The 19,197-nt window shown below is 63.9% G+C and carries 12 protein-coding genes; 9 read left to right on the top strand and 3 right to left on the bottom strand.

Annotated elements, in window-relative coordinates; translation table 11 throughout:
• The first annotated feature begins 224 nt into the window (after positions 1-224).
• The 5 genes from ACZ92H_RS23715 to ACZ92H_RS23695 are packed head-to-tail and all read left to right on the top strand — an operon-like array spanning position 225 to position 6,997.
• Positions 225-1,595: a hypothetical protein gene (locus tag ACZ92H_RS23715; RefSeq protein WP_131375813.1), complete on the top strand. Its 1,371-nt coding sequence runs from the start codon at positions 225-227 to the stop codon at positions 1,593-1,595.
• Complete coding sequence (locus ACZ92H_RS23710) at positions 1,588-2,319, top strand: hypothetical protein (protein ID WP_131375815.1); 732 nt, start codon at positions 1,588-1,590, stop codon at positions 2,317-2,319. Before ACZ92H_RS23715 ends, ACZ92H_RS23710 begins: the two co-directional genes overlap by 8 nt.
• Before the next feature lie 8 nt (positions 2,320-2,327).
• Complete coding sequence (locus tag ACZ92H_RS23705; protein WP_131375817.1) at positions 2,328-5,159, top strand: ATP-binding protein; 2,832 nt, start codon at positions 2,328-2,330, stop codon at positions 5,157-5,159.
• The gene (locus ACZ92H_RS23700) at positions 5,159-6,184 is read left to right on the top strand and encodes a DUF4424 family protein (protein ID WP_465051311.1); all 1,026 of its coding nucleotides are present in this window, start codon (positions 5,159-5,161) and stop codon (positions 6,182-6,184) included. Before ACZ92H_RS23705 ends, ACZ92H_RS23700 begins: the two co-directional genes overlap by 1 nt.
• Before the next feature lie 6 nt (positions 6,185-6,190).
• A complete protein-coding gene (locus ACZ92H_RS23695) occupies positions 6,191-6,997 on the top strand; it encodes a hypothetical protein (protein ID WP_465051312.1) in 807 nt (268 codons plus the stop codon).
• Positions 6,998-7,010: 13 nt separating this feature from the next.
• Here ACZ92H_RS23695 and ACZ92H_RS23690 read toward each other — a convergent pair whose 3' ends face one another.
• Positions 7,011-7,529 carry a CcdC protein domain-containing protein gene (locus tag ACZ92H_RS23690; protein ID WP_465051313.1) on the bottom strand — a complete coding sequence of 173 codons (519 nt, stop codon included), beginning with the start codon at positions 7,527-7,529 and terminating at the stop codon, positions 7,011-7,013.
• Positions 7,530-7,716: 187 nt separating this feature from the next.
• On the opposite strand from ACZ92H_RS23690, the gene ACZ92H_RS23685 reads away from it, so the two are divergent.
• From ACZ92H_RS23685 to ACZ92H_RS23670, 4 genes are all read left to right on the top strand, one after another.
• On the top strand, positions 7,717-10,224 hold the full coding sequence (locus ACZ92H_RS23685; protein WP_465051314.1) for an alpha/beta hydrolase family protein: 2,508 nt from the start codon (positions 7,717-7,719) through the stop codon (positions 10,222-10,224).
• Between the two features lie 68 nt (positions 10,225-10,292).
• A complete protein-coding gene (locus ACZ92H_RS23680) occupies positions 10,293-10,451 on the top strand; it encodes a hypothetical protein (RefSeq protein ID WP_465051315.1) in 159 nt (52 codons plus the stop codon).
• Between the two features lie 24 nt (positions 10,452-10,475).
• Entirely contained in the window at positions 10,476-10,715 is a 240-nt protein-coding gene (locus ACZ92H_RS23675) for a hypothetical protein (protein ID WP_092801751.1), read from the top strand.
• A gap of 323 nt (positions 10,716-11,038) precedes the next feature.
• Positions 11,039-12,712 carry a hypothetical protein gene (locus ACZ92H_RS23670; protein WP_465051316.1) on the top strand — a complete coding sequence of 558 codons (1,674 nt, stop codon included), beginning with the start codon at positions 11,039-11,041 and terminating at the stop codon, positions 12,710-12,712.
• A 52-nt stretch (positions 12,713-12,764) separates the two neighbouring features.
• On the opposite strand, the gene ACZ92H_RS23665 is transcribed toward ACZ92H_RS23670, so the two are convergent.
• On the bottom strand, positions 12,765-17,198 hold the full coding sequence (locus tag ACZ92H_RS23665; RefSeq protein ID WP_465051317.1) for a translocation/assembly module TamB domain-containing protein: 4,434 nt from the start codon (positions 17,196-17,198) through the stop codon (positions 12,765-12,767).
• Positions 17,198-19,096, bottom strand: a complete 1,899-nt coding sequence (locus ACZ92H_RS23660) for an autotransporter assembly complex protein TamA (RefSeq protein ID WP_465051318.1) — start codon at positions 19,094-19,096, stop codon at positions 17,198-17,200. The genes ACZ92H_RS23665 and ACZ92H_RS23660 overlap by 1 nt, the downstream gene beginning before the upstream one ends.
• Positions 19,097-19,197: the final 101 nt, after the last annotated feature.

The raw sequence follows: 19,197 nt of genomic DNA, 5'->3' as shown, positions 1-19,197 counted from the left end.
GGGGATGCGCCCAGTGGGCGCATCACGATTCCGCAGGAACTGGCCTGCTTTCGGCATTGGGGTTTCCGTCAATACAACACTCGGCAGCCTGGCTGCCCGCTTGCCCCCTGCCACGCGCAAAATTGCATGTCAGAACTGATATACTGACGCCCCCGCCCCGCAGCGCCGCGTTAGCCCGCAGCGCCGCCCGCTGAACACTCATCCGGAATAGAATGATTGATATAATGGCAAGTGCAGCCGTGGCTACGGATGCAAATCAGACAGAGCAAGAGCATCACGATTCCTTGCAGGCGCATTTCCAGCCGAATATTTCGGCCGACGAGATCGAGCAGGTATTCCATTTGAAGCGGGCGCAGCCCTTGCTGCAAGTGTTTACGGCCCTGTTCCACGGCGGTTTCGATGGCGTGCTAGTGCGTCTGCTGGTGTTGCGCGAGCTGGCCGCCGATGCGGCCACGTCTGCGTATACGCGCGCCGATATCAACACGAAACTGGCGTACCTGTTGCCGGAAAGCCTGGAAACCGTCTTGCTGCGCCTGCGCTCGAACCAGCTGCTGGCCTGGGATGCGCAGCAGGGCGTGTACCGCGTCACGCCCATGGCGCGCAATGTGCTGTCCGCCATCGACAGCCTGCTGGGCCTGGGCCAGACGGAAGACGAGGCCGAAATGGGCTTTTTGCTGTCGCAGGTGGCGGGCGCGCAAGCCGTCGGCGGCGTGTCGGTCGAGCAACTCCAGCATTTGCTGGGGCGCCTGGTGGACTTGACGGAAGAATTCTCCGACGCCATCGCCTCCGGTTCCGAATTCCGTTTGCGCACGGCGCAGGCGAAGTGGAACATGGCGTGCGACTGGGTCGAGAAGGGTTCCGAGATCCTCGTGGCCATCACTTCCGATGAAAACGCGGACAGCGCCACGCACAAGGCGGCGCAGGCGATCGGCCGCGCGCAGAGCAAGTTGCTGAACATGCAAGGCATGTTTTCGCGCGCCCTGAACCAGATCGAGCGCCAGCGGGTGCACCTGGGCCAGTCGGGCCTGTCGACCACGGACATCAAGCGCTGGCTGCTGCTGCATGACGACCTGGCCAGCCTGGCCGAAGGCGCCATCGACCAGCCCGTCGTGCCCCTGTTCTCCACGCCGGCCGAGATGATCGACGTGGCCGAAACGGAACTGCTGTCCGAGCGGGCGGCAGGTGTCATCAACACGGGCCTGCCCAGCGGCGAGGACGCGCCCACCACCATCAGCGACGGACCCGCCATGCAGCTTGAACTCGATGACCTCCTGGACCGCCTGTCGAATTTCGCCAGCCTGGGCAATTTCCCCAGCATCGGCGAAGAGGGGCCGAAATCCGTGCCCGTGCAGGACTCGCTGCTGCCGGCCAGCTTTGCCGTGGCTTCCTACCGCGCCTCCATGCTGCCGCTGCTGGGCGATGTGTCCGAAGCGAGCTTGCAGGGATCGACGGCCGAACTGGCCCGTTTGCCGATCACCTTTACACCGACCGACGAGATGGTCCAGCTGGCCGACCCCCACGTGGCGGCCATGTCGATCGCCTCGCTTTCACTGAATGTTTCACTTGATTTAGATGGCGCCACCTTTGATGAATGACGATTCCCAAATCCTGATTGCGCGCCTGCTCACGCATCAAACCCTGCGCCGCGACGACAAGCTCGTCAAGCGCGTGCTGTCCGACGAGCTGTTCCGCGCCGAGATCGATGCGCGATTGCTGGCCTGCGGCCTGAAACTGCTCGACAACGTGTACGCCGACCATGTCACCCTGGCCCTGACGCGCACCATCGAGCCGAAGATTTTCGGCGCCCGCGATGTGTGGCAAAACAATAATTTTGGCCTGGCCCGCGATGGCGTGGCCTTGCTGGTGGTGCTGTGGGCGCAGATCATCCTGCCCAAGCGCGAACGCCAGGAAACCCACCAGCATGCGGACGACGACCAGAACGACATGTTCGGCACGGAAAAACCGCTGCCGCGCGCGGAAGACGCGTCGATCGGCATCGCCTACAAGGCGCTGCTGGCCGACTTCGGCGACAAGCTGGGCAAGAAGACGCGCATGGACATGAACCTGGGCACCCTGGCCAAGCTGGGCTTCATCGAACGCCGCGGCGACTACATCCTGGAAGGCCCGCTGCTCGACCTGATGATGGACACGGACGTGCTGAAGGAGCGCATCATCAATGGCGCCCTGGCCGACGTGTTCAAGCGGGCGCCTGCGCGCCTGGTGGCCGTCGATCCTGATGCCGACCTGTCCGCCGACATCGGCGACCTGCCGGACGCCGGCGATGCCGGCGATGCCGCCGCGCCCGACCTCCCTCACTGAAAGTACCCATGTTTCATATCAAATCACTTGAACTGGTGCACTGGGATTACTGGCAGCGCATCAAGAATATTCCGCTCGACGCGAAGATCATCACCATCGCGGGGCAGAATGGCTCGGGCAAGACCACCTTGCTCGACGCCTTGCGCACCCTGTTCGGCCTCGATTGCTCGATGGGGCGCACCTACAAGCACTATGCGCGCCACTCGGGCCAGCAGACGGCCTGGCTGCGCGCCGTGGTCGACAACAAGAACGTGGGCAAGCAGCTGTCGAACCGCCCGTTCCGCAGTTCCGGCTTCTTCAGCGACGATGAAGTGACCCTGTTTTGCCAGATCCAGAAGAATGGCGGCGACTGGAAGCGCCAGTATCTGATGCGTCCGGGCAATGTACAGATCGAGGATATCGCCGACGCGAATGACTGGCTGGGCGTGGAAAACTACCGCAAGCGCCTGGCCAATGCGGGCCTGTCGCCCGCCATGTCGAAAGTGCTGGCGCTGGAGCAGGGCGAGACGGACAAATTGTGCGAATACGCGCCGCGCCAGCTGCTCGACCTGGTGTTCCAGGTGTTCGGCGACAAGGAAGTGCTGGACGCCTACGACGAAGCCAAGCGCCACCAGCGCGACACGGAAGTGGAGCTGAAACGTTTCGAGACGGAACTGGAAGCGTCGAAGACCAACCTGGAAGGCTTGCGCCTGCGCGTGGCCAATTACCACCAGTGGGAAGGGCTGCATAAAGAGCGCCGCAACCTGCTGGAAGAAGTGCTGCCCAGCCTGCAGTACCACGAGGCGCGCGAAAAAGCCGCCACGGCCAGCCGCCAGCTGCGCGATGCGCGCAAGCCCATGGCGCAGGCGGACCAGCAGCTGACCGATAAACGCAATGCGCTGGCGTCGCAAGCGAAGGCCCTGTCCGACGCGCAGATGAACGAGACGTTGCTGGAGCAGGAATCGATCGGCTTGCAGAGCCGCTTGTCCCTGATCAACGCCAAGCTGAAGCCGCTCGACAGCCTGCTGGAACAGAAGGACCGCTTGCAGAAGCTGGCGGCCGATTCCGGCAGCGATATCGCCGAAGTGGCGGCCCAGCTGGAACAGAAGGAAGCGCAATTGCTGCAGCAGCGCCAGCAGCGCGACGCCCTGGCGGCGCGCATCGCGGCCGAGCAGGCAACGATTGCCGCACTGCAAGGCAAGACGGCCATGCCTGAGCCGGACAATGTGCGCGGCATGCGCCGCGCGCTGCGTGACGCGGGCATTGCCCACGCCATGCTGTCGGACATCGTCGAAGTGACGGACAGCCGCTGGCAGGGCGCCGTCGAAGGCGTGCTGGGCGGCTACGCCTCGGTGGTCTTGCTGGACAAGGCCAAGGATGCGGCTGCCGCCTACCGCCTGGCGGAAAAGGAACGCTATCGCCACTTCATCGTGCCCGACCTGGTCACGGCACCTAGCGCGAAAGATGAAAGCCTGCTGGCGGTGGTGAAATTTTCCGCGCCCGTGCCCAGCTGGCTGATCGAGCAATTGTCGCGCATTTCCAGAGTTGACTCCGTCGAGGCAGGCTTCAAGCTAGGCAACCACGAGGAGTGGATCACGCCCGAGGCCTACCACCGCGAACGCCGCGGCGGCCGCTCGCTGTTCGTGGAAGCGTCGCGCTACCGCTTCGGCCAGGCTGGCCGCAGCGGCCGCCTGGAGGCGCTGCTGCGCTCGCTGCCTGGCCTGGAAGGGCAGGAAGATACCCTGACCCTGGCCATTTCGAAGCTGGCGGCCGAAGTGGGCGCCTTGAAGGCGCGCATCGCCGGCGTTGACGCGGCCAAGGAACTCAGTGCGCGCCAGGAAGAATTCGCCGAAGCGCTGCGCAACTCCAAGCCGCTCAAGGAAGAGCGACTGGAAGTGGGCGGCCGCCTGGGCGAATTGCAAAACCTGACGAAGAACGCCACCGTGGCGCGCACGCGTGCCGATACCGTGTGGCAAAACGCGCGCCTGGCCCTGTCGGAAGCGGAAGCGGGGTCGCGCCTGGGCTACAAGAAGCAAATTGAACAGCGCGCCGAGCACGCGCGCGCCTTGCTGGCCCTGCGCCGCGCCTGGCGTCATTTGCCGAAAAGCTGGCGCAGGCCGGGGCGCCGCGCGGCGCTCGTCGCCGAACACCAGAATGCGCACCAGGTCGACTTGCGCGTGGCCAGCCTGCAAAGCAGCCTGGCGCGCGACGACTGGGAGCTGGACGCCACCGTCATCGACCAGCACCACCGTTTGTCGGACCAGCTGCATGGCCGTCAGTCGGAAACGGACGAGCGTCGCTACCAGAACAACCGCGCCATCGAGGCGACGGGCAATGCGCGTGGCGCCTACATGGAACGCTTGCGCTACACCATCAAGACCTACAGCAAGAACATCAAGGAGCTGGGCGAACTGGCCGGCATCGAAGTGCATGCCGACCCCGTGCGCCTGGAAAACGACGACGTGCAGCTGTCGCAGGCGGGCTTGCACGTGCGCTTCAAGTTCGACGGCAAGGGCGTCATCGGCATGAACGATGGCGAAGCGTCGGGCGGCCAGCAGGTGATGAAGTCGCTGGTGCTCCTGATCGGCCTGCTGAAATCGGAAGATGGTTCCGGCGGCTTCGTCTTCATCGACGAACCGTTTGCCCATTTGGATATCCGCAATATTCAACTGGTCGGCGAATTCCTGAAGAACACGGAAGCGCAGTACCTGATGACGACCCCGCTGACGCACAATACGGACGTCTACGACCCGTCGGAACTGACCTTGATCACCAGTAAGAAAAAGAAGGATACGCAATGGGCGCAACCGATTTTCGTGCTGCAGCGCCGGGTCGATCCCGTGTCGGGCAAGGTGGCGTGATGCGCCCCTTGCTGCTGCCGGCCGCGCTGGCGCTGGCCTTGGCGTACCCGGTGCCTGCCATGGCCAATGACGGCATCGGCTCCGTCAGTGCCGGCGGCATCATCGTCGGCAAGACTGACGCCGTGGCCATGAAAAAGGAAGTGCTGACGGTCAGCACGGACTTGATCAAGGTCGAGTATGAGTTTCTCAACGAATCGCCCAGCGACGTGGAAGAGACCATCATCTTCCCGCTGCCCCCCTACCAGGCCGGCTACCACCAGTCGCCCACGTACTATGGCCAGCCGCGGCAGTTCTCGATCGAGGTCGACGGCAAGCGCAAGGATTACCAGACCGTGCTGGCCGCCAAGCTCGACGGCCGTGACGTGACGGCGCGCCTGGCGCAGCTGGGCCTGTCGGATGCCCAAGTCGCGTATTTCCCCTCGTTCAGCCCGTTTGAAAAAAAGGTGGCGGCCCTGACTGCCGCGCAGAAAAAAGCCATGATCGCCGAAGGCTTGCTGGCCAAGCTGTCCGAAGACGAAGAATGGGTGCCGGCCTGGTCCGTGACGGTGGTCTACCAGTGGCGGCAGAAATTCCCGGCAGGTAAAACGGTGCGCGTGCGCCACCAGTATGCGCCGTTCGTGGCGGCCGGCCCCGGTGCCTCCTACTTGGGCGAAGGCAACGACTTTGAAAAGAAATACTGTGGCGACACGGCCTTCTACAAGACGTGGAACCGGCTGGCGGCCCAGCAGGGCGAGGGCGGTTTCGTCAATGCCAAGTGGGTCTCGTATATCCTGAAGACGGGCAATACGTGGAAGAATGGCATCGAAGACTTTACCTTGAACCTGGTCAAGGGCAAGCCGGACGAACTGATCAGCCTGTGTTTCCCCGGCACGTTTACCAAGATCAATCCCACCACCTTGCAAGTCAAGCTGCGCCATTTCCGTCCGCAGCAGGATTTGAATGTCTACTTCGGCAATGTCGAGGATGGCAGCGAGAATACGGGCGAGGCGCCGGCGCTGCGCACGCACTACCTTTTGACGAAATAGAAAGACATGACCTTGCCAACAGCCGCTCTGCACCGCCGCCTGCGTATCCTGTTCCTGGGCGCGCTGCTTGCCGCGCCCGCCGCCCGGGCCGACAGCTATGCCGATTTCCAGCACGCCAGCGGCCAGCTGGAAGCGCTGATGGACAAGGCGACGCCGCAGGGCGGCTTGCCGCGCCTGGGCGACCCCGAAGTGGCGGCACTGTTTGCCCAGCTAACGGATGCCCCGCACCTGTTCCAGGCGCCCGTGGCCGCCCTGCAGGACATGGACCAGAGCGTGGCGCTGTGCGAACGGGCGACCAATCTGGGCAAGGCGTATTACACCTACGGCCTGAACCGGCCGCTGCCCTTGTCCGGCGCCGAGCTGCAACAGGCGCGCAAGGCACAGGTGACGCAGAACCTGGCCGATTACGGCGATGAAATGGCTGCCCTGTTTGCCTTCGGCGTGCATTGCCATGCGCATTTGACCGGCTTGATGGAAGCCGAGTTCCATGCTCAGCCGCCGCAGGACGTGAGCGGTGCCGAGCGCATGCGCGCCCGCGCATTCAGCAAAGGGTCGGGCACCATGTTTGCGAATGTGGTGCAGTTCGTGCAGGTGCCGTTCTGGAACGTGGCGCAGAAGAAAGTGATGCTGGCAGCGGCAGCGCAGCATGCCACGGCGAATGCCAATCTGATGGCGCCGCCCTTGCGCGAGCGCCTGCTGGGCAGCCTTGCCGACGCGGACCAGGATCTAGATCCCGCCCTGGCGCCGGCGCTGGCGACGATCCGCCAGGCGCTGGCGGTGACGACGTGTACGGGCTTGTGCCAGTACTATTGACGAGCTGGCTTGACTAGTCCGGCGTTTGCAGCGGCTTGTTGCGCTGGCGCCAGCGCACCAGTCCCCAGGCGTACACGGCGTAGTAGCCGATGACAAGCCCATAGGCGGCCATGGTCAGCGCGCTCTGGCCGAACGGCGGCGGCGGCACGGGCACGTCGAGGCGCGTGTTCAGGTAGATTTCCATGCCGCGATACAGCAATCGGGCGATGAACAGCATGGTGATGGCCAGGCCCAGGTAGCGGTGCTGGGTAAAGAAAAAATCCTTGCCGACGTGCTCGAAGCGCGTCAGCTTCAGGCCCAGCACGCCCAGCCAGCCACCGGCCAGCGCGCCTGCGCCCAGGCTGGACAGGGGCAAGAGTTCGAATTTCGTCGTCGTCGCCAGGAACAGCAGCAGGGCGGGGAAGCCGATGGCCACCGTCCAGTGGCGCCACAGCTGCGATTTCTGGCGCGCCACCAGTTTCTTCAGGCGCGAATAGATGCGCCAGACCAGCAGCGGGACCAGGAACAGCAGGGCAAGGGTAGTGGTTTCCATGTAGGCATTCAGGGACGGGGAAAACAGCGATTGTAAGCCAGATGGCGGCAAGGGCGTGGCGGGCCGATGGCAAAAGTTGCTTATTGACATTTACATGGCGTGAAAGCACTATGGCCTGTCACCCGGTACCGCCATGCGCGGCACGGTGCCGCCAGTCCTTGCTGCCCATTTATCTCCCTGGAGTGCCATGTCTACACGTTTTCCCCTGCTGCCCATCACCGTTGGCCTGATGGCGTCGTCGCCTTTGGCCATGGCGCAAGACGGTGGCTACCAGTTGCCGCCGGCACCCCTGCAAGCCATCGTCGATGCGCCGCGCGCGCCGACGCTGAGCCTGAGTCCGAAGCGCAACCTGGCCGCCGTGCTGCCCACGCCATCCTTGCCCAGCATCAGCGAAGTGGCGCAGCCGGAACTGAAGCTGGCGGGCCTGCGCATCAATCCGCGCACGTACTCGGCCAGCCGCTTCAGTTTCTATACGGGACTGGGCTTGCTCGATATCGACACGCAGCAGGAAATCAAGGTCAGCGGCTTGCCCGCCGCGCCGCGCATCGCCGACCTGGCCTGGTCGCCGGACCAGCGCTACCTGGCATTCACCCACATCGCTTTTGCCGATCCTGCCAGGGGCGAGACGGCATCGGGCGTGGAGCTGTGGCTGCTCGACGTGCAGACGAAAGCGGCGCGCAAGCTGGGCAGCGCGCCCCTGTCGACCGTATATGGCCGCGGCTTTTCCTGGCTGCCGGACAGCAAGACCCTGCTGGTGCAGCTGAAGCCGGCCAAGCTGGGCGCGGCGCCCGTGGCCAGCGGCGTGCCGACGGGACCGGCGATCCAGGACAGCGTGCCCGGTGGCGGCGTCAAGCAATTGCGCACCTATCCGGACCTGCTGAAAAACGCGCAGGACGCGCAGCTGTTCGAACACTACATCACCGTGCAGCTGGCCCTGCTGGACGTGGCGGGCAAGCAGCGCCTGGTGGGCCAGCCTGGCCAGTTCTCGCGCGCATCGGCCTCGCCCGATGGCAAGCATCTGCTGACGACGAGCATCCTGCGTCCGTATTCCTACCTCGTGCCGGCGTCCGACTTTGGCCACCGGATCGACGTGCGCGACCTGAGCGGCAAGGTGCTGCATGCGGTGGCGACCCTGCCGCTGGAGGAAGGGCTGCCGCCAGGCAACGACGCCGTTTCCGCCGGCGTGCGTGCCGTCAGCTGGCGGGTCGATGCGCCCGCCACCCTCGTCTGGGCCGAGGCGCAGGACGGCGGCGACCCGGCCAAGGCTGCCGATATCCGTGACATCGTCTACACGCAGGCGGCGCCGTTTACCAGCAAGCCGGCCGTGCTGGCCCGGCTCGGTTCGCGCTATGCGGGCGTGGCCTGGGGCCGCGGCGACCTGGCCCTGCTCAGCGAAGCGTGGTACAAGACGCGCGCCATCAAGCACTGGCGGATATACCCTGATCACGCCGCTGACCAGCCCGCCACTCCGGCCGACCTCGTGTATGCTGGATCGTTCGAAGACCGCTACAACGATCCGGGCCAGCCCGTCCTGCGCGCGGACGCGGCCGGCTTGCCGCGCCTGCTGATCGCGCTGGATCATTCCATCCTGCTCGATGGCCAGGGCGCTTCCGCCGAAGGCGACCGTCCCTTCATCGACCGCCTCGACCTGGCGACGAAAAAGAAGGAGCGGCTGTTCCAGAGCGCCGCGCCTTATTATGAAAACGTGGTGGCCGTGCTGGACGAGGAGGGCAGCCGCCTGCTGTCCACGCGCGAATCGCCGACCGAGCAGCCGAATTATTATGTGCGCAACCTGAAGCAGCAGGGCGCCGCGCAACTGACGGCCCTCACGCACTTTCCCCATCCGCTGCCGCAGCTGAAGGACGTGCAGAAAGAGCTGATCCGCTACAAGCGCGCCGACGGCATCGACCTGACGGCGACCCTGATGCTGCCGCCGAACCATGACGTGCAGCGCGACGGCCCGCTGCCGACGCTGATGTGGGCCTACCCGCAGGAATTCAAGACGGCCAGCGCCGCCAGCCAGACCAAGGGCTCGCCGTACAAATTCAATGCCGTCAGCTACTGGGGCCCGGCGGCCTTTCTATCCATGGGTTACGCCGTGCTCGACAATCCATCGTTTCCCATCGTCGGCAACGGCGAGCAGGAAGCGAACGACACGTATCTGCCGCAGCTGGTGGCCGATGCCGAGGCGGCCGTCGAGGAAGTGGTGCGCCGCGGCGTTGCCGACCGCAACCGCATCGCCATCGGCGGCCACTCGTATGGCGCCTTCATGACGGGCAACCTGCTGGCGCACACGCGGCTGTTCCGCGCCGGCATCGCCCGCAGCGGCGCCTATAACCGCACCCTCACGCCGTTCGGCTTCCAGGCGGAAGAGCGCTCGTTCTGGCAGGCGCCCGCCGTCTACCAGGCCATGTCGCCATTCAATTATGCGGACAGGATCAAGGATGCGCTGCTGCTGATCCATGGCGAGCAGGACAACAACTCGGGCACCTTCCCCATTCAGAGCGAACGCATGTTCCAGGCCGTCAAAGGCCTGGGTGGCACGGCGCGCCTGGTGATGCTGCCGAACGAAAGCCACGCTTACCGCGCGCGTGAGTCGATCATGCAGATGCTGTATGAAAGCAACAACTGGCTGGAGAAATATGTGAAGAATGCCCCGACGCCGGCCCCTGACGTCAAGCCGGCCGGCAAATAAGGGCATTGCCGGGGCCAGCGGCGCGCATCTCGTGGTATGGTCTTCCTTTGTCCGCAGGGAGGCCAGCCATGACCACGTTCGCCGTTGAAGCCCACCGCGCGCCCGACCCGGCGCCTGTCGATGAACCCATGCCGGCGCCGGAGCCGCAACAGGCGCCGGGCCACCACCCGGGGCCCGTGCACCCGGTGCCGCAGGATGATCCCGTGCCGCACCCGCACCCCAGTTAATCTCGTCAAGAAAGGCTGTTTTAGATGGCAATTGTCAAGGAAGTCTACACACGCAAAGTCAGCGGTGAAACATTCGATTATGAGCTCGACTATACCCCGGGCACCGACGTGGCCTGGATCGCGCGCGTGTACCACGACGGCGTGCTGAAGGGCTCGCCCCACGGCGCGCTGACGGCCAATGTGCTGTCCGGCCCCGCGCTGGAACAATACCTGCGCGCCTATGTCGAAGGCATGATCGAGCGGGGCCTCGACGTGGCCGAGTAAGGCCGCCTTTGCGGCAGATCAAGAAAAAGGGCGCCGCAGCGCCCTTTGTCGTTGGCGGTTAGCCATGCTGCAGCCACACAGTGACAATCCCGCTATGCAGATATCTTGGGGCGGGAACGCGGGAACACATGTCGCACACCTCCCATTGCTATTCAGCATCGACCAAAAAATTTCAGTAAAACAACAACATGACTGTTTCATATGGAATAATATCAATATTTCCATATGGAAATATTTGCGTGTAAATACTGAACATTTCGGAAGGCGGGAAACTAGTGGGATTTTTCGACAAAAAGTTATCTTTTGGGGCAATGAAAGATGCCATGACGGAAGTAGCCGCAAAGGTCGGCGATTCGATTCAGGGCGTGGATTTTGCGGGGACGGTCGCTAGTGCCAGATCAAGTGTCAGTGACACTGCGGCACTGGTCACGGAAAAGGTAAAAAGCGTGAATGTGGCGGAAACGTTGACAAGCGCGAGAGAGACGATTATCGAGGCAGGTGAGCGGACGCTGGAAGCGACACAGGTCGCTTACGAGACCGCCCGCGAAGCGGCCTCCAATGCGTATGTGTCGGCCGCCGAGGATGCGCGTAACTTTGATTATACGCAGTTGAAAAAGGTCGAGTTCTATCAGGAAACGTTCCAGCACTATAAAGACCTCAGTCAGGAAAAGGTTTTTGAATACTTTCGCAGCACGTTCGAAGTCGACAAGTCGACCATGCAGATGGTGGACGACGTGCGCCAGCGTCTTCCTGTGCCTGCCGATACCGTGGACGACATCTTCTTGCAATGCAAGAAGGAAGCAATCCGCCGCGCCGTGGCGTCGTTTGGTCTGGGCGGACTCATACACGGCATCGACCAGCATAGTGCGGACAAGTACCACAACTTGTCGGAGGCTTACTTGGATTTCAAGAACCGCTCGCCAGGCCTGGGTACGCACGAGAACTATGCGGCGATGTCCGATATCCGCGCAAAGGCGACAGCCTGCGACGGTATGCTCGCCACAGTTGAAAATGGCTATGACAAGGCTAGGCCGCTGTTTGTCAGCGACGCCGATGTTGAACATGTTATCGCCAAAAAACAGTATTTCGACGACCTCTTGATCCGTATGGGGACCACCGACGAGCAGATGATCGACGTCATTAATTCGAAGGACAATCTGGTTTTCGCAGATAGCTCGTTCAATAGCAGCCTGGGCGCAAAAGATTTGCTGGAGCACGTTGCCAAGGAAGGTCGTGACGAAGGCGATATGGTGTATGTGACAATCAAGAGAACAGGAAAAGTGGTCGCGCTGAATAAAGCGGACATCGAGGAAGCATATGCGCGCGCCAATGCGCAGCGCAACGCACACCGGCTTGATGCGGCAGTTGAGATTGGATCGACGGTGGTCAAGAGCGGGGCTGCGATGGCAGTTCAGCAGGTCGTCGGCCTGATTGTGGTCGAGACCATAGACATCTTCGTCGACGAGATCCGCGATTTTGCCGCCAAGGGCAAGTTGGTCAATGCCGATGGCTGGCTGCAGAACAATAAGGATGCAATGGAAAGGATACGGCTGCGTCTGGAACAGCGCTTTGAGGAGCGCCAAATATGGGCGCGCGCGAAAGAATTAGGGATCGAGTCTGGTGTGGCTGGCGCGCTCAGTGTCATTCCGCAGATTCTCATCTCGTTTATCGTGCGGATGCCGGCCTTCGTGCTTGCGATGATCCGCGAATCGACACTGAGCGTGGTGCGGTGCGTGCGCATTCTGGCGAGCAGCGATGCCAACAAGCTGGACAGTATCGGCATCATCTTGGCGGGCACCGCGTCTGCGGTTGTGGGTGTTTATGTCAGCCATGTCGTCAGCAAAGCCATCATGGCGGTGCCGCTACTGAAGACTTTCGACCGCCAACTGAGTGCCGTCTTGGCCGGATTGTTGGTAACGGCCGTACCGTTGACGGCGATCTACACATTCGACCAGAATAAGCGCAAATTGCAGTTCATGCTAAACAAAGCTGCCTAGTCATGCATGTACTGCAATCTGCCCAGCGCCGCTAAGCTCAGTAACGGAAACCCTAATCAAATGCCCAGGTGTACAACACGTCCAGCGCATTGTTGGTGCCCGTCTGGAACTGCAGGGTGATGCGGCGGTTCAGCTTGTAGCGCAGTTTCACCAGGCTCGTGGCCGTGCTCGTGCCCTGTTCGAACGTCAGGTAGGCGCGCGAGGACAGGCGCTTGCCGACGGTGACGACCGTGCTTTCCAGCCCCTGCGCCTGCGACAGGCCCACTTCATCGAGGCCCAGCGAATTGGCCAGCTTGCCCTGCAAGCCGCCGCCGGAGCCGCCGAAGAGGGCGCCCGCCGCCGTGGTGAGCAAGGCCATTTCATCGCCGGCCGCCGATTCCGCGCCGTGGCCGAGGATCAGCCATGCCAGCTTGTCGCTGTCCGAGACGGTGGGCGTGGAGACCAGCTTGGCCGTCGGCGCCTGGGCCGTGCCGCGCACTTCCACGCCCGCTTCCACGTTCGTTTCCGACAGGGCTTCGCCTTCCGGACGCTTGCGCACGGCCAGGATATTCAGGGACGGATTGTCGTAGGCGCCCGTGAAGGCGATCAGGCCCCGTTCGATGGCGAGTTTTTGCCCATAGGCAGCATACTGGCCGTTGGACACGCGGATGCTGCCCGTCACGCGCGGCGCGGCGCGGTTGATGACGCGCGCGCGCACGCTGCCCGCCAGGTCCGCATCGAGGCCCATGCCGCGCAGGTGGAAGGCGTTGCCCAGGTCAAATTCCAGGTCGATATTCAGGGGCAGGGATGGTGCTTCCTTGCTGCCCTTGACCTCCTTGCCCAGCACCACCACGTCGTTGCTTTGCGTGGGCGTATCCTGCGGCGCCAGTTCGATCAGGGCGCGGTTGGCCTTGAACTTGCCCTCGAAGCTGAAGCGCTTGTCGTTGCGCACCAGGGTGCTGTTGCCCGACAGGACCAGGGTGCGGTCGGGGCGCGACAGCGCCTGCAGGCGGTCGGCCATCAGTTTCAGCTCCAGGCTCGCTTCGCCATTCGCAAAGCGCACCCAGCCGTCGGCCTGCACCTTGCCGTCGCCGCCGTCAAAGCTCAGGCGCTGCAATTGCAGCTGGTCGCCGGCCAGCTTGGCTTGCAGCACGCCATTGCGCAATTTCAAGCCCTGGTCGGCCCAGTTCACCAGCAGCTTGCTGCCGTTGATGTCGCCATTCAATTGCGGCGCGCCGATGGTGCCGCTGCCGGACAGGGCCACCTTCAGGGCGCCGCCCAGTTCCAGCCCAGGCTGGCCCGTCAGCGGGGCCAGCCATGCCAGCGAATCGACATTGGTGGTGCCCGTCAGCGTGAGGGCGCTGTCGTTGCTGATGCGTCCGCCCAGCATTTGCACGGTGGCGTTGATATCGCTCTGGCCCGCGCGCGCGCCGTCCAGTTTCACGGCCAGGCGCAATTGCTGGTTGGCCACGTCGATGCGCGCATCGAGGGTGCGCAGGCCCAGCGCCAGCGGCTGTTCCACGCCCACCGTCACGTCGCCTTTTTCGCGGTAGATGTGCAGCATGCCTGCCAGGGCCGGGTCCTTCTGTTTCGCCGTCGGCACCTGCATGTCGAGCGACCATTGCGCGCCCAGGGTCAGGTCGCTGCGCGCGTTCGCCTGCAGCGACGGAATCACCTGCGCCAGGTAGGTTAGCGCCACGCCGGCCGCCTGGCCGGAACTGGTCCAGCGGGGACCGTTCTTGACGAGGCTTTGCATGGTGATGCTGCCCGCAGGCAGCTTGATGACGGTGTTGCCCACGCTGATCTGTTCAGGCTGGCCCAGGCCCGCCACGCCGCTGCCGGCTGCGCCCGCCACCTTGACGGGCACGGGCGCCTGCAGCACCAGCGCATAGCGGCCCTTGTTTTGCAGGCTGTCGATGGTGCCTGTCCAGCTGGCGCCGCTCTGGCTGCCCTTGATTTGCACGCTGGCATCGAAATCGTCATTGCGCGCCGCCAGGTTCACCGTGTGGCTGCCGCGCGTGCCGGAGGTGCTCAGGCGCGCGCTGCCCAGCTTGAAGGTGGGCGTGCTGTAGCCGGCGATCTCCAGGCTGCTGACCATGGGGTCGAGCGCGCCCTGGCCGGCGCCCACGCTGGCGCTGCCTTTGATGGATTTCAATTGCTGGTCGCCAAAGAAGGTCAGGTCACGGCCATCAAGGCTCAGCTGCGCGGCCGGCGCGTCCATCTTGCCGGAAACGGCACCCGACGCCTGCAGCACGCCGGCGAAGCGGGGACCGAGGGTGGACAGCTGCGGCGCATCGAGTTTCCACGTCAGCTTGTCGGTGGCGCCGCCCAGGGCGCCCTTCGCTTGCAGGCTGTTCGGCCCCAGGCGCAGTTCCGTATCCACGCTGTCGATGCGCTTGGCAGTGGCCGACAGCTTGGCGTAGCCGGCCAGTGGCGCGTTTTGCAGCGTCGATTCGCGCAAGCCCAGGTTCAGGGCCACTTGCCAGTCGCTCGTCAGGCGGCCGCTGCCGGTGAAATCCGCATTGACGTTGCCGTTAGGTAAGGCCGCACCGAAGGCGGCCGGGTTGATCTTTTGCAGGGAGCCCGCCACCTTCAGTGCCGCTTCCTGCTTCGGCCCCGTCAGGCCCACTTCGCCGCTGGCGTGGATTGCGCTGTCCGCCGCGGGGCGCTTGCCGCTGGCGAGGCCCAATCCCTTGGCATCGGCCACGAAGGTCGTGCGCGGCTGCTGCAAGGTGCCCTGTACCACGCCGCTGGCCAGCAGCGTGCCCAGCAAGTCACCCTGCAAGGCGGACAGTTGCCGCGCATCGACATTCCAGTTCAGCTTTTCACCGGCCCCGCCAAAGTTGCCCTTGGCCGTGACGTTGTTCTTGCCCAGCGCCAGCTGCACGTCGATGCCGCTGAAGTGGGCCGCGTCGGCCGTCAGCTTGCCCTTGCCGGACAAGGGCTGGTCGAGCAGCTTGCTGGGGCGTACGGTGAAGTCCGCATTCGCCAGCCATTGGGGTGCCACATGGCCGCTGGCGCGCACGTCGAGGTTCAGGTCCGCCACGGGGAAGGCGCCGAAGTCGGCCGGGTTCAAGCGGCTGGCGTTGGCCACGGCCTTGAATTCCTGCGCATCCTTCAGGCTGATCTGGCCCGTCGCATTCACGTTGCTTTTGCCTGCTTGCAAGGTGGCCTTGCGCAATTGCACCAGTGAATCGGCCAGGGTGGCTTCCACGTCCAGGCGCAGCTTGGCTTCGCCCAGCTTGGCGCGCAGGGTCTGCGTCTTGCCGTCGCTGTCGAGCATGATGTCGCCCGCGATTTTCGTGCTGTTGATGCTGCTGTAGATGTGCTGCAAGTCGATCTTGTCCGTGTGCAGGGTGACCTGCGCCTTGCCGATGGGCGCGTCGGCCGCATCGCGGTCCACCTTGCCGCTGCCCGTGAACTTGCCCGCGTTGCCGAAATCGATGAGGGCCGATTCCAGGGTAGTGGCCGTCAGGGTGCCGCCCAGGCGCGCCTCGAACTGGCGCAGCGGCAGTTTTTGCTGGTCGATGGGACCGGGCGTGGCGTGGTTGAGGATCGCCAGCTTGCCCGACACGCTTTGCGCCGAGGGCCGCGTATCGATGGCGGCGTCCAGTTCCAGGCTCAGGTCGGCCTGCGGCAGGGTCGCGTCAAACTTGCCTGGATTGATGTTGCGGCCACGGATGCTGGCCGAACGCAGGATCATGATGGGGTCGAACGGCGCCAGCGCCAGTTGCGCGTCGGCCGTGGCGGCGCCCGCGCTGCCCTTGGCCGTGACGTTGAGCAGGTTCAGGTCGCCGCCCAGCTGCAGAGTCAAGGCGGCAGGTTTTTCGCCGGCCGGTGGCGTCACCTGCGTCAGGCCCGCCTTGCCCGCCAGCTTGAATGGCTGCGTGGCGGCAATCGTTGCGCTGGCCGTGGCCTGGCCGAAGGGCGTCAGGGCCGAGGCGTCCTGCAGTTGCCATTGCGTCTTGTCGCCCGACAGGGTGAAGTGGATTTTTTCAAATACCGTGTTGCCGCCAGGGCTGATCAAAGTGACCTTGTCCAGGCGCGCATCGCTGATGCCCACCTTGAACGGCGACGCCAGGCTGGCGGGCATGCTCGATGGTTCATCGGACGGGGCCAGGCTTTCCACGGCCAGGCTGGCCACGTGCAGTTCGCTGATGGCAATGCCTTCCGAGAAGAACTGGAAGGGCGACCAGTTGATGTCGATGTTGTCGGCCGTGATGTGCTGCGTCTTGCTGCGGTAGCTGACGTGGCCCAGGTGCATGCGGTTGTACAGCGAGCCGGACACGCCCGTCACTTCGATCTCGCCGCCGCTGGCGCTGGAAATTTTTTGCACCAGCAATTGCAAGGTCGATTCGCGGCCCAGGAACCAGAAGGCGGCGCCCAGCAGCACGGCCAGGCTGGCGACGGCGATCAGCAGGTAGCGCAGCCAGCGGCGCGGTGGTTTCGCCGGCGGCGCCGGTGGCGGCGCGGCGGCGTTGGGGGACTCGGTAGTAATATCGGACATCAGAAAGTGAATCCCAGAGAGAAGTGCAGACGGAATTTGTGAACGGCATGGCCATATGCCACGTCGACGTTGATGGGGCCGACGGGGCTCTTGTAGCGTCCGCCCAGGCCATAGCCGGATTTCGGCGTCATCGCCGCCTTGACCGTGTCGGCCGAGTTACCCGCGTCATAGAAGGCGGCGATCGCCCATTTCGGCTTGAACCAGTACTGGTATTCGGCGCTGCCGGTGAGCATGTAGCGTCCGCCGACGGTGGCGTCGCCTTCCTTCACGCCCAGTTCCTGGTAGCCATAGCCGCGCACCGACTGGTCGCCGCCCGCGCGGAACAGGTAGACGGCGGGCACGCCGCGTTTTTCCTTCGAGCCCAGCGCGCCCATTTCGCCGCGCAGGATCAGCTCGCCTTTTTCGCCCAGCGGACGGTAATACACCATCTTGCCGGCCACGCGCACGAAGCGCTCGTCCGTCAGCACGGGCAGCAGCGCGCCGCCCACTTGCGCATTGATGACATAGCCCTTGGTGGGGAAGAGCAGGCTGTCGAGGTCGCGCTTGGTGATGGCGTAGGTCAGCGGCAAGCTCTTGCTGCGCGTCTGTTCCAGGCCCACGACGGTCTTGTCTTCGCTGAGGAACTCGAACGTCAGGCTGCGCTCCAGATTGGTGCCGCCCCAGTTGCGTTTCACCGAGACGGTCGAGACGGCCGTGATTTCATTTGAAATGTCGCTGCGCTCGAACGAGGCGCCCGCGCTGTCGTTGTAGCCGCGCGCCGTCGTCGGGAAATAGAAGTTGGCGTGCGCCGCCTGTTTCTTCGTTTCCATGGTGATGGCGCTCTTGAAGCGCGTGCCCCACACGTTCAGGTTGTCATAGTTGAGCTGGGCACGATTCCCCGTATTCGTACTGAAACCGAGACCGGCGCTGACGTTTTGCTGCTTGTTTTCCGTCACGCGCACCACCAGCGGCAGCTGCGGCGCGGGACCCCGGTTGACGGGCTTGGCCACGGGGGCGGCGCCTTCCGTTTCCGCCGCCTGGCTTTCCTGGCCCGCCTCGATCTGTTCGCTGAGGATGCTGCTCATGTCGGCGCTCACTTCCACGCTGGCAAAATACCCCGTGTCCTGCAGGCGCGCCTGGAACGATTGCAGCGCCGATTCGCTGTAGTAGTCGCCCGGGCTGATCTTGTCCAGGTTGCGGATGATGCTTTCATCGTAGCGTTTCAAGCCTTCGATGCGCAGTTCGCCAAAGCGCAGCTCGGGGCCGCTGTCGAGCACCACCAGCAGGGATACCTTGTGCGTTTCCGGGTTGACCACGGCTTGCGTATCGACCAGCTGGGCGCGCGGGTAGCGCGTCTGCACCACTTCGCGCAGCAGGGCGCGCTTGGCCGATTCCCATTCGGCCTGGCGGAACACGCTGCCCGTCTTCAGGGCCCAGTTGCGCTTCAGCGCTTCCGTGTCGTAGGGCTCGCTGGCGGCCAGTGGCGGCGTGGGGTCGAAGCCGCGCAATTCCAGCTCGACCTTGTCGACCGTCACCGGTTCGCCCGGTTCGACGTCGACGATGACGACGGGCCTGGCGCCCGTCGTATCGACGCGCACGGTGACGGTGGGCGTGTAGTAGCCGGCCGTGGCCACGAGGTTCTTGGCCTGCTCCGGCGTATCGCGCACGAGGCGCTGCAATTGTTCGCGGTCCATGCGCGGATTGCCGCGGAAGCGTTCCAGGTCCAGGTTCTTTTCAAGCAACTCATCGAGGTCGCCCGGCGCGTTCACCTTGACCTCGTATTGCAGCGGGGCCGGTGCCGCTTCCGTGCCGGCAGGGCTGTCCGCGGCGGCGTCTTGCGTGGCTTCTTGGGCGTTGGCGTGGGCGATGGGGAAGACCAGGATGGCACTGCCGGCGGCGGCCAGTGTCAGTTGACCCATTACTTTTACCACCACTTGTGCCAAAATTCGTGGTCGTAGCGCCTTGCCGGCGGCTGTGTGCCGTATAGGTCGTGCAGAAAACATGGTGCTCCAGATGAGTA

Source organism: Janthinobacterium foliorum (genome assembly GCF_978021625.1).
The sequence above is the reverse complement of the archived record's forward strand: the minus strand, read 5'-3'. Positions and strand labels throughout refer to the sequence as shown.

Coding starts and splice junctions, on each gene's coding strand:
- ACZ92H_RS23715 (WP_131375813.1), top strand. CDS start 225: ATGGCAAGTGCAGCCGTGGCTACGGATGCAAATCAGACAGAGCAAGAG.
- ACZ92H_RS23680 (WP_465051315.1), top strand. CDS start 10,293: ATGACCACGTTCGCCGTTGAAGCCCACCGCGCGCCCGACCCGGCGCCT.
- ACZ92H_RS23675 (WP_092801751.1), top strand. CDS start 10,476: ATGGCAATTGTCAAGGAAGTCTACACACGCAAAGTCAGCGGTGAAACA.
- ACZ92H_RS23710 (WP_131375815.1), top strand. CDS start 1,588: ATGAATGACGATTCCCAAATCCTGATTGCGCGCCTGCTCACGCATCAA.
- ACZ92H_RS23705 (WP_131375817.1), top strand. CDS start 2,328: ATGTTTCATATCAAATCACTTGAACTGGTGCACTGGGATTACTGGCAG.
- ACZ92H_RS23700 (WP_465051311.1), top strand. CDS start 5,159: ATGCGCCCCTTGCTGCTGCCGGCCGCGCTGGCGCTGGCCTTGGCGTAC.
- ACZ92H_RS23660 (WP_465051318.1), bottom strand. CDS start 19,096: ATGGGTCAACTGACACTGGCCGCCGCCGGCAGTGCCATCCTGGTCTTC.
- ACZ92H_RS23695 (WP_465051312.1), top strand. CDS start 6,191: ATGACCTTGCCAACAGCCGCTCTGCACCGCCGCCTGCGTATCCTGTTC.
- ACZ92H_RS23670 (WP_465051316.1), top strand. CDS start 11,039: ATGACGGAAGTAGCCGCAAAGGTCGGCGATTCGATTCAGGGCGTGGAT.
- ACZ92H_RS23665 (WP_465051317.1), bottom strand. CDS start 17,198: ATGTCCGATATTACTACCGAGTCCCCCAACGCCGCCGCGCCGCCACCG.
- ACZ92H_RS23685 (WP_465051314.1), top strand. CDS start 7,717: ATGTCTACACGTTTTCCCCTGCTGCCCATCACCGTTGGCCTGATGGCG.
- ACZ92H_RS23690 (WP_465051313.1), bottom strand. CDS start 7,529: ATGGAAACCACTACCCTTGCCCTGCTGTTCCTGGTCCCGCTGCTGGTC.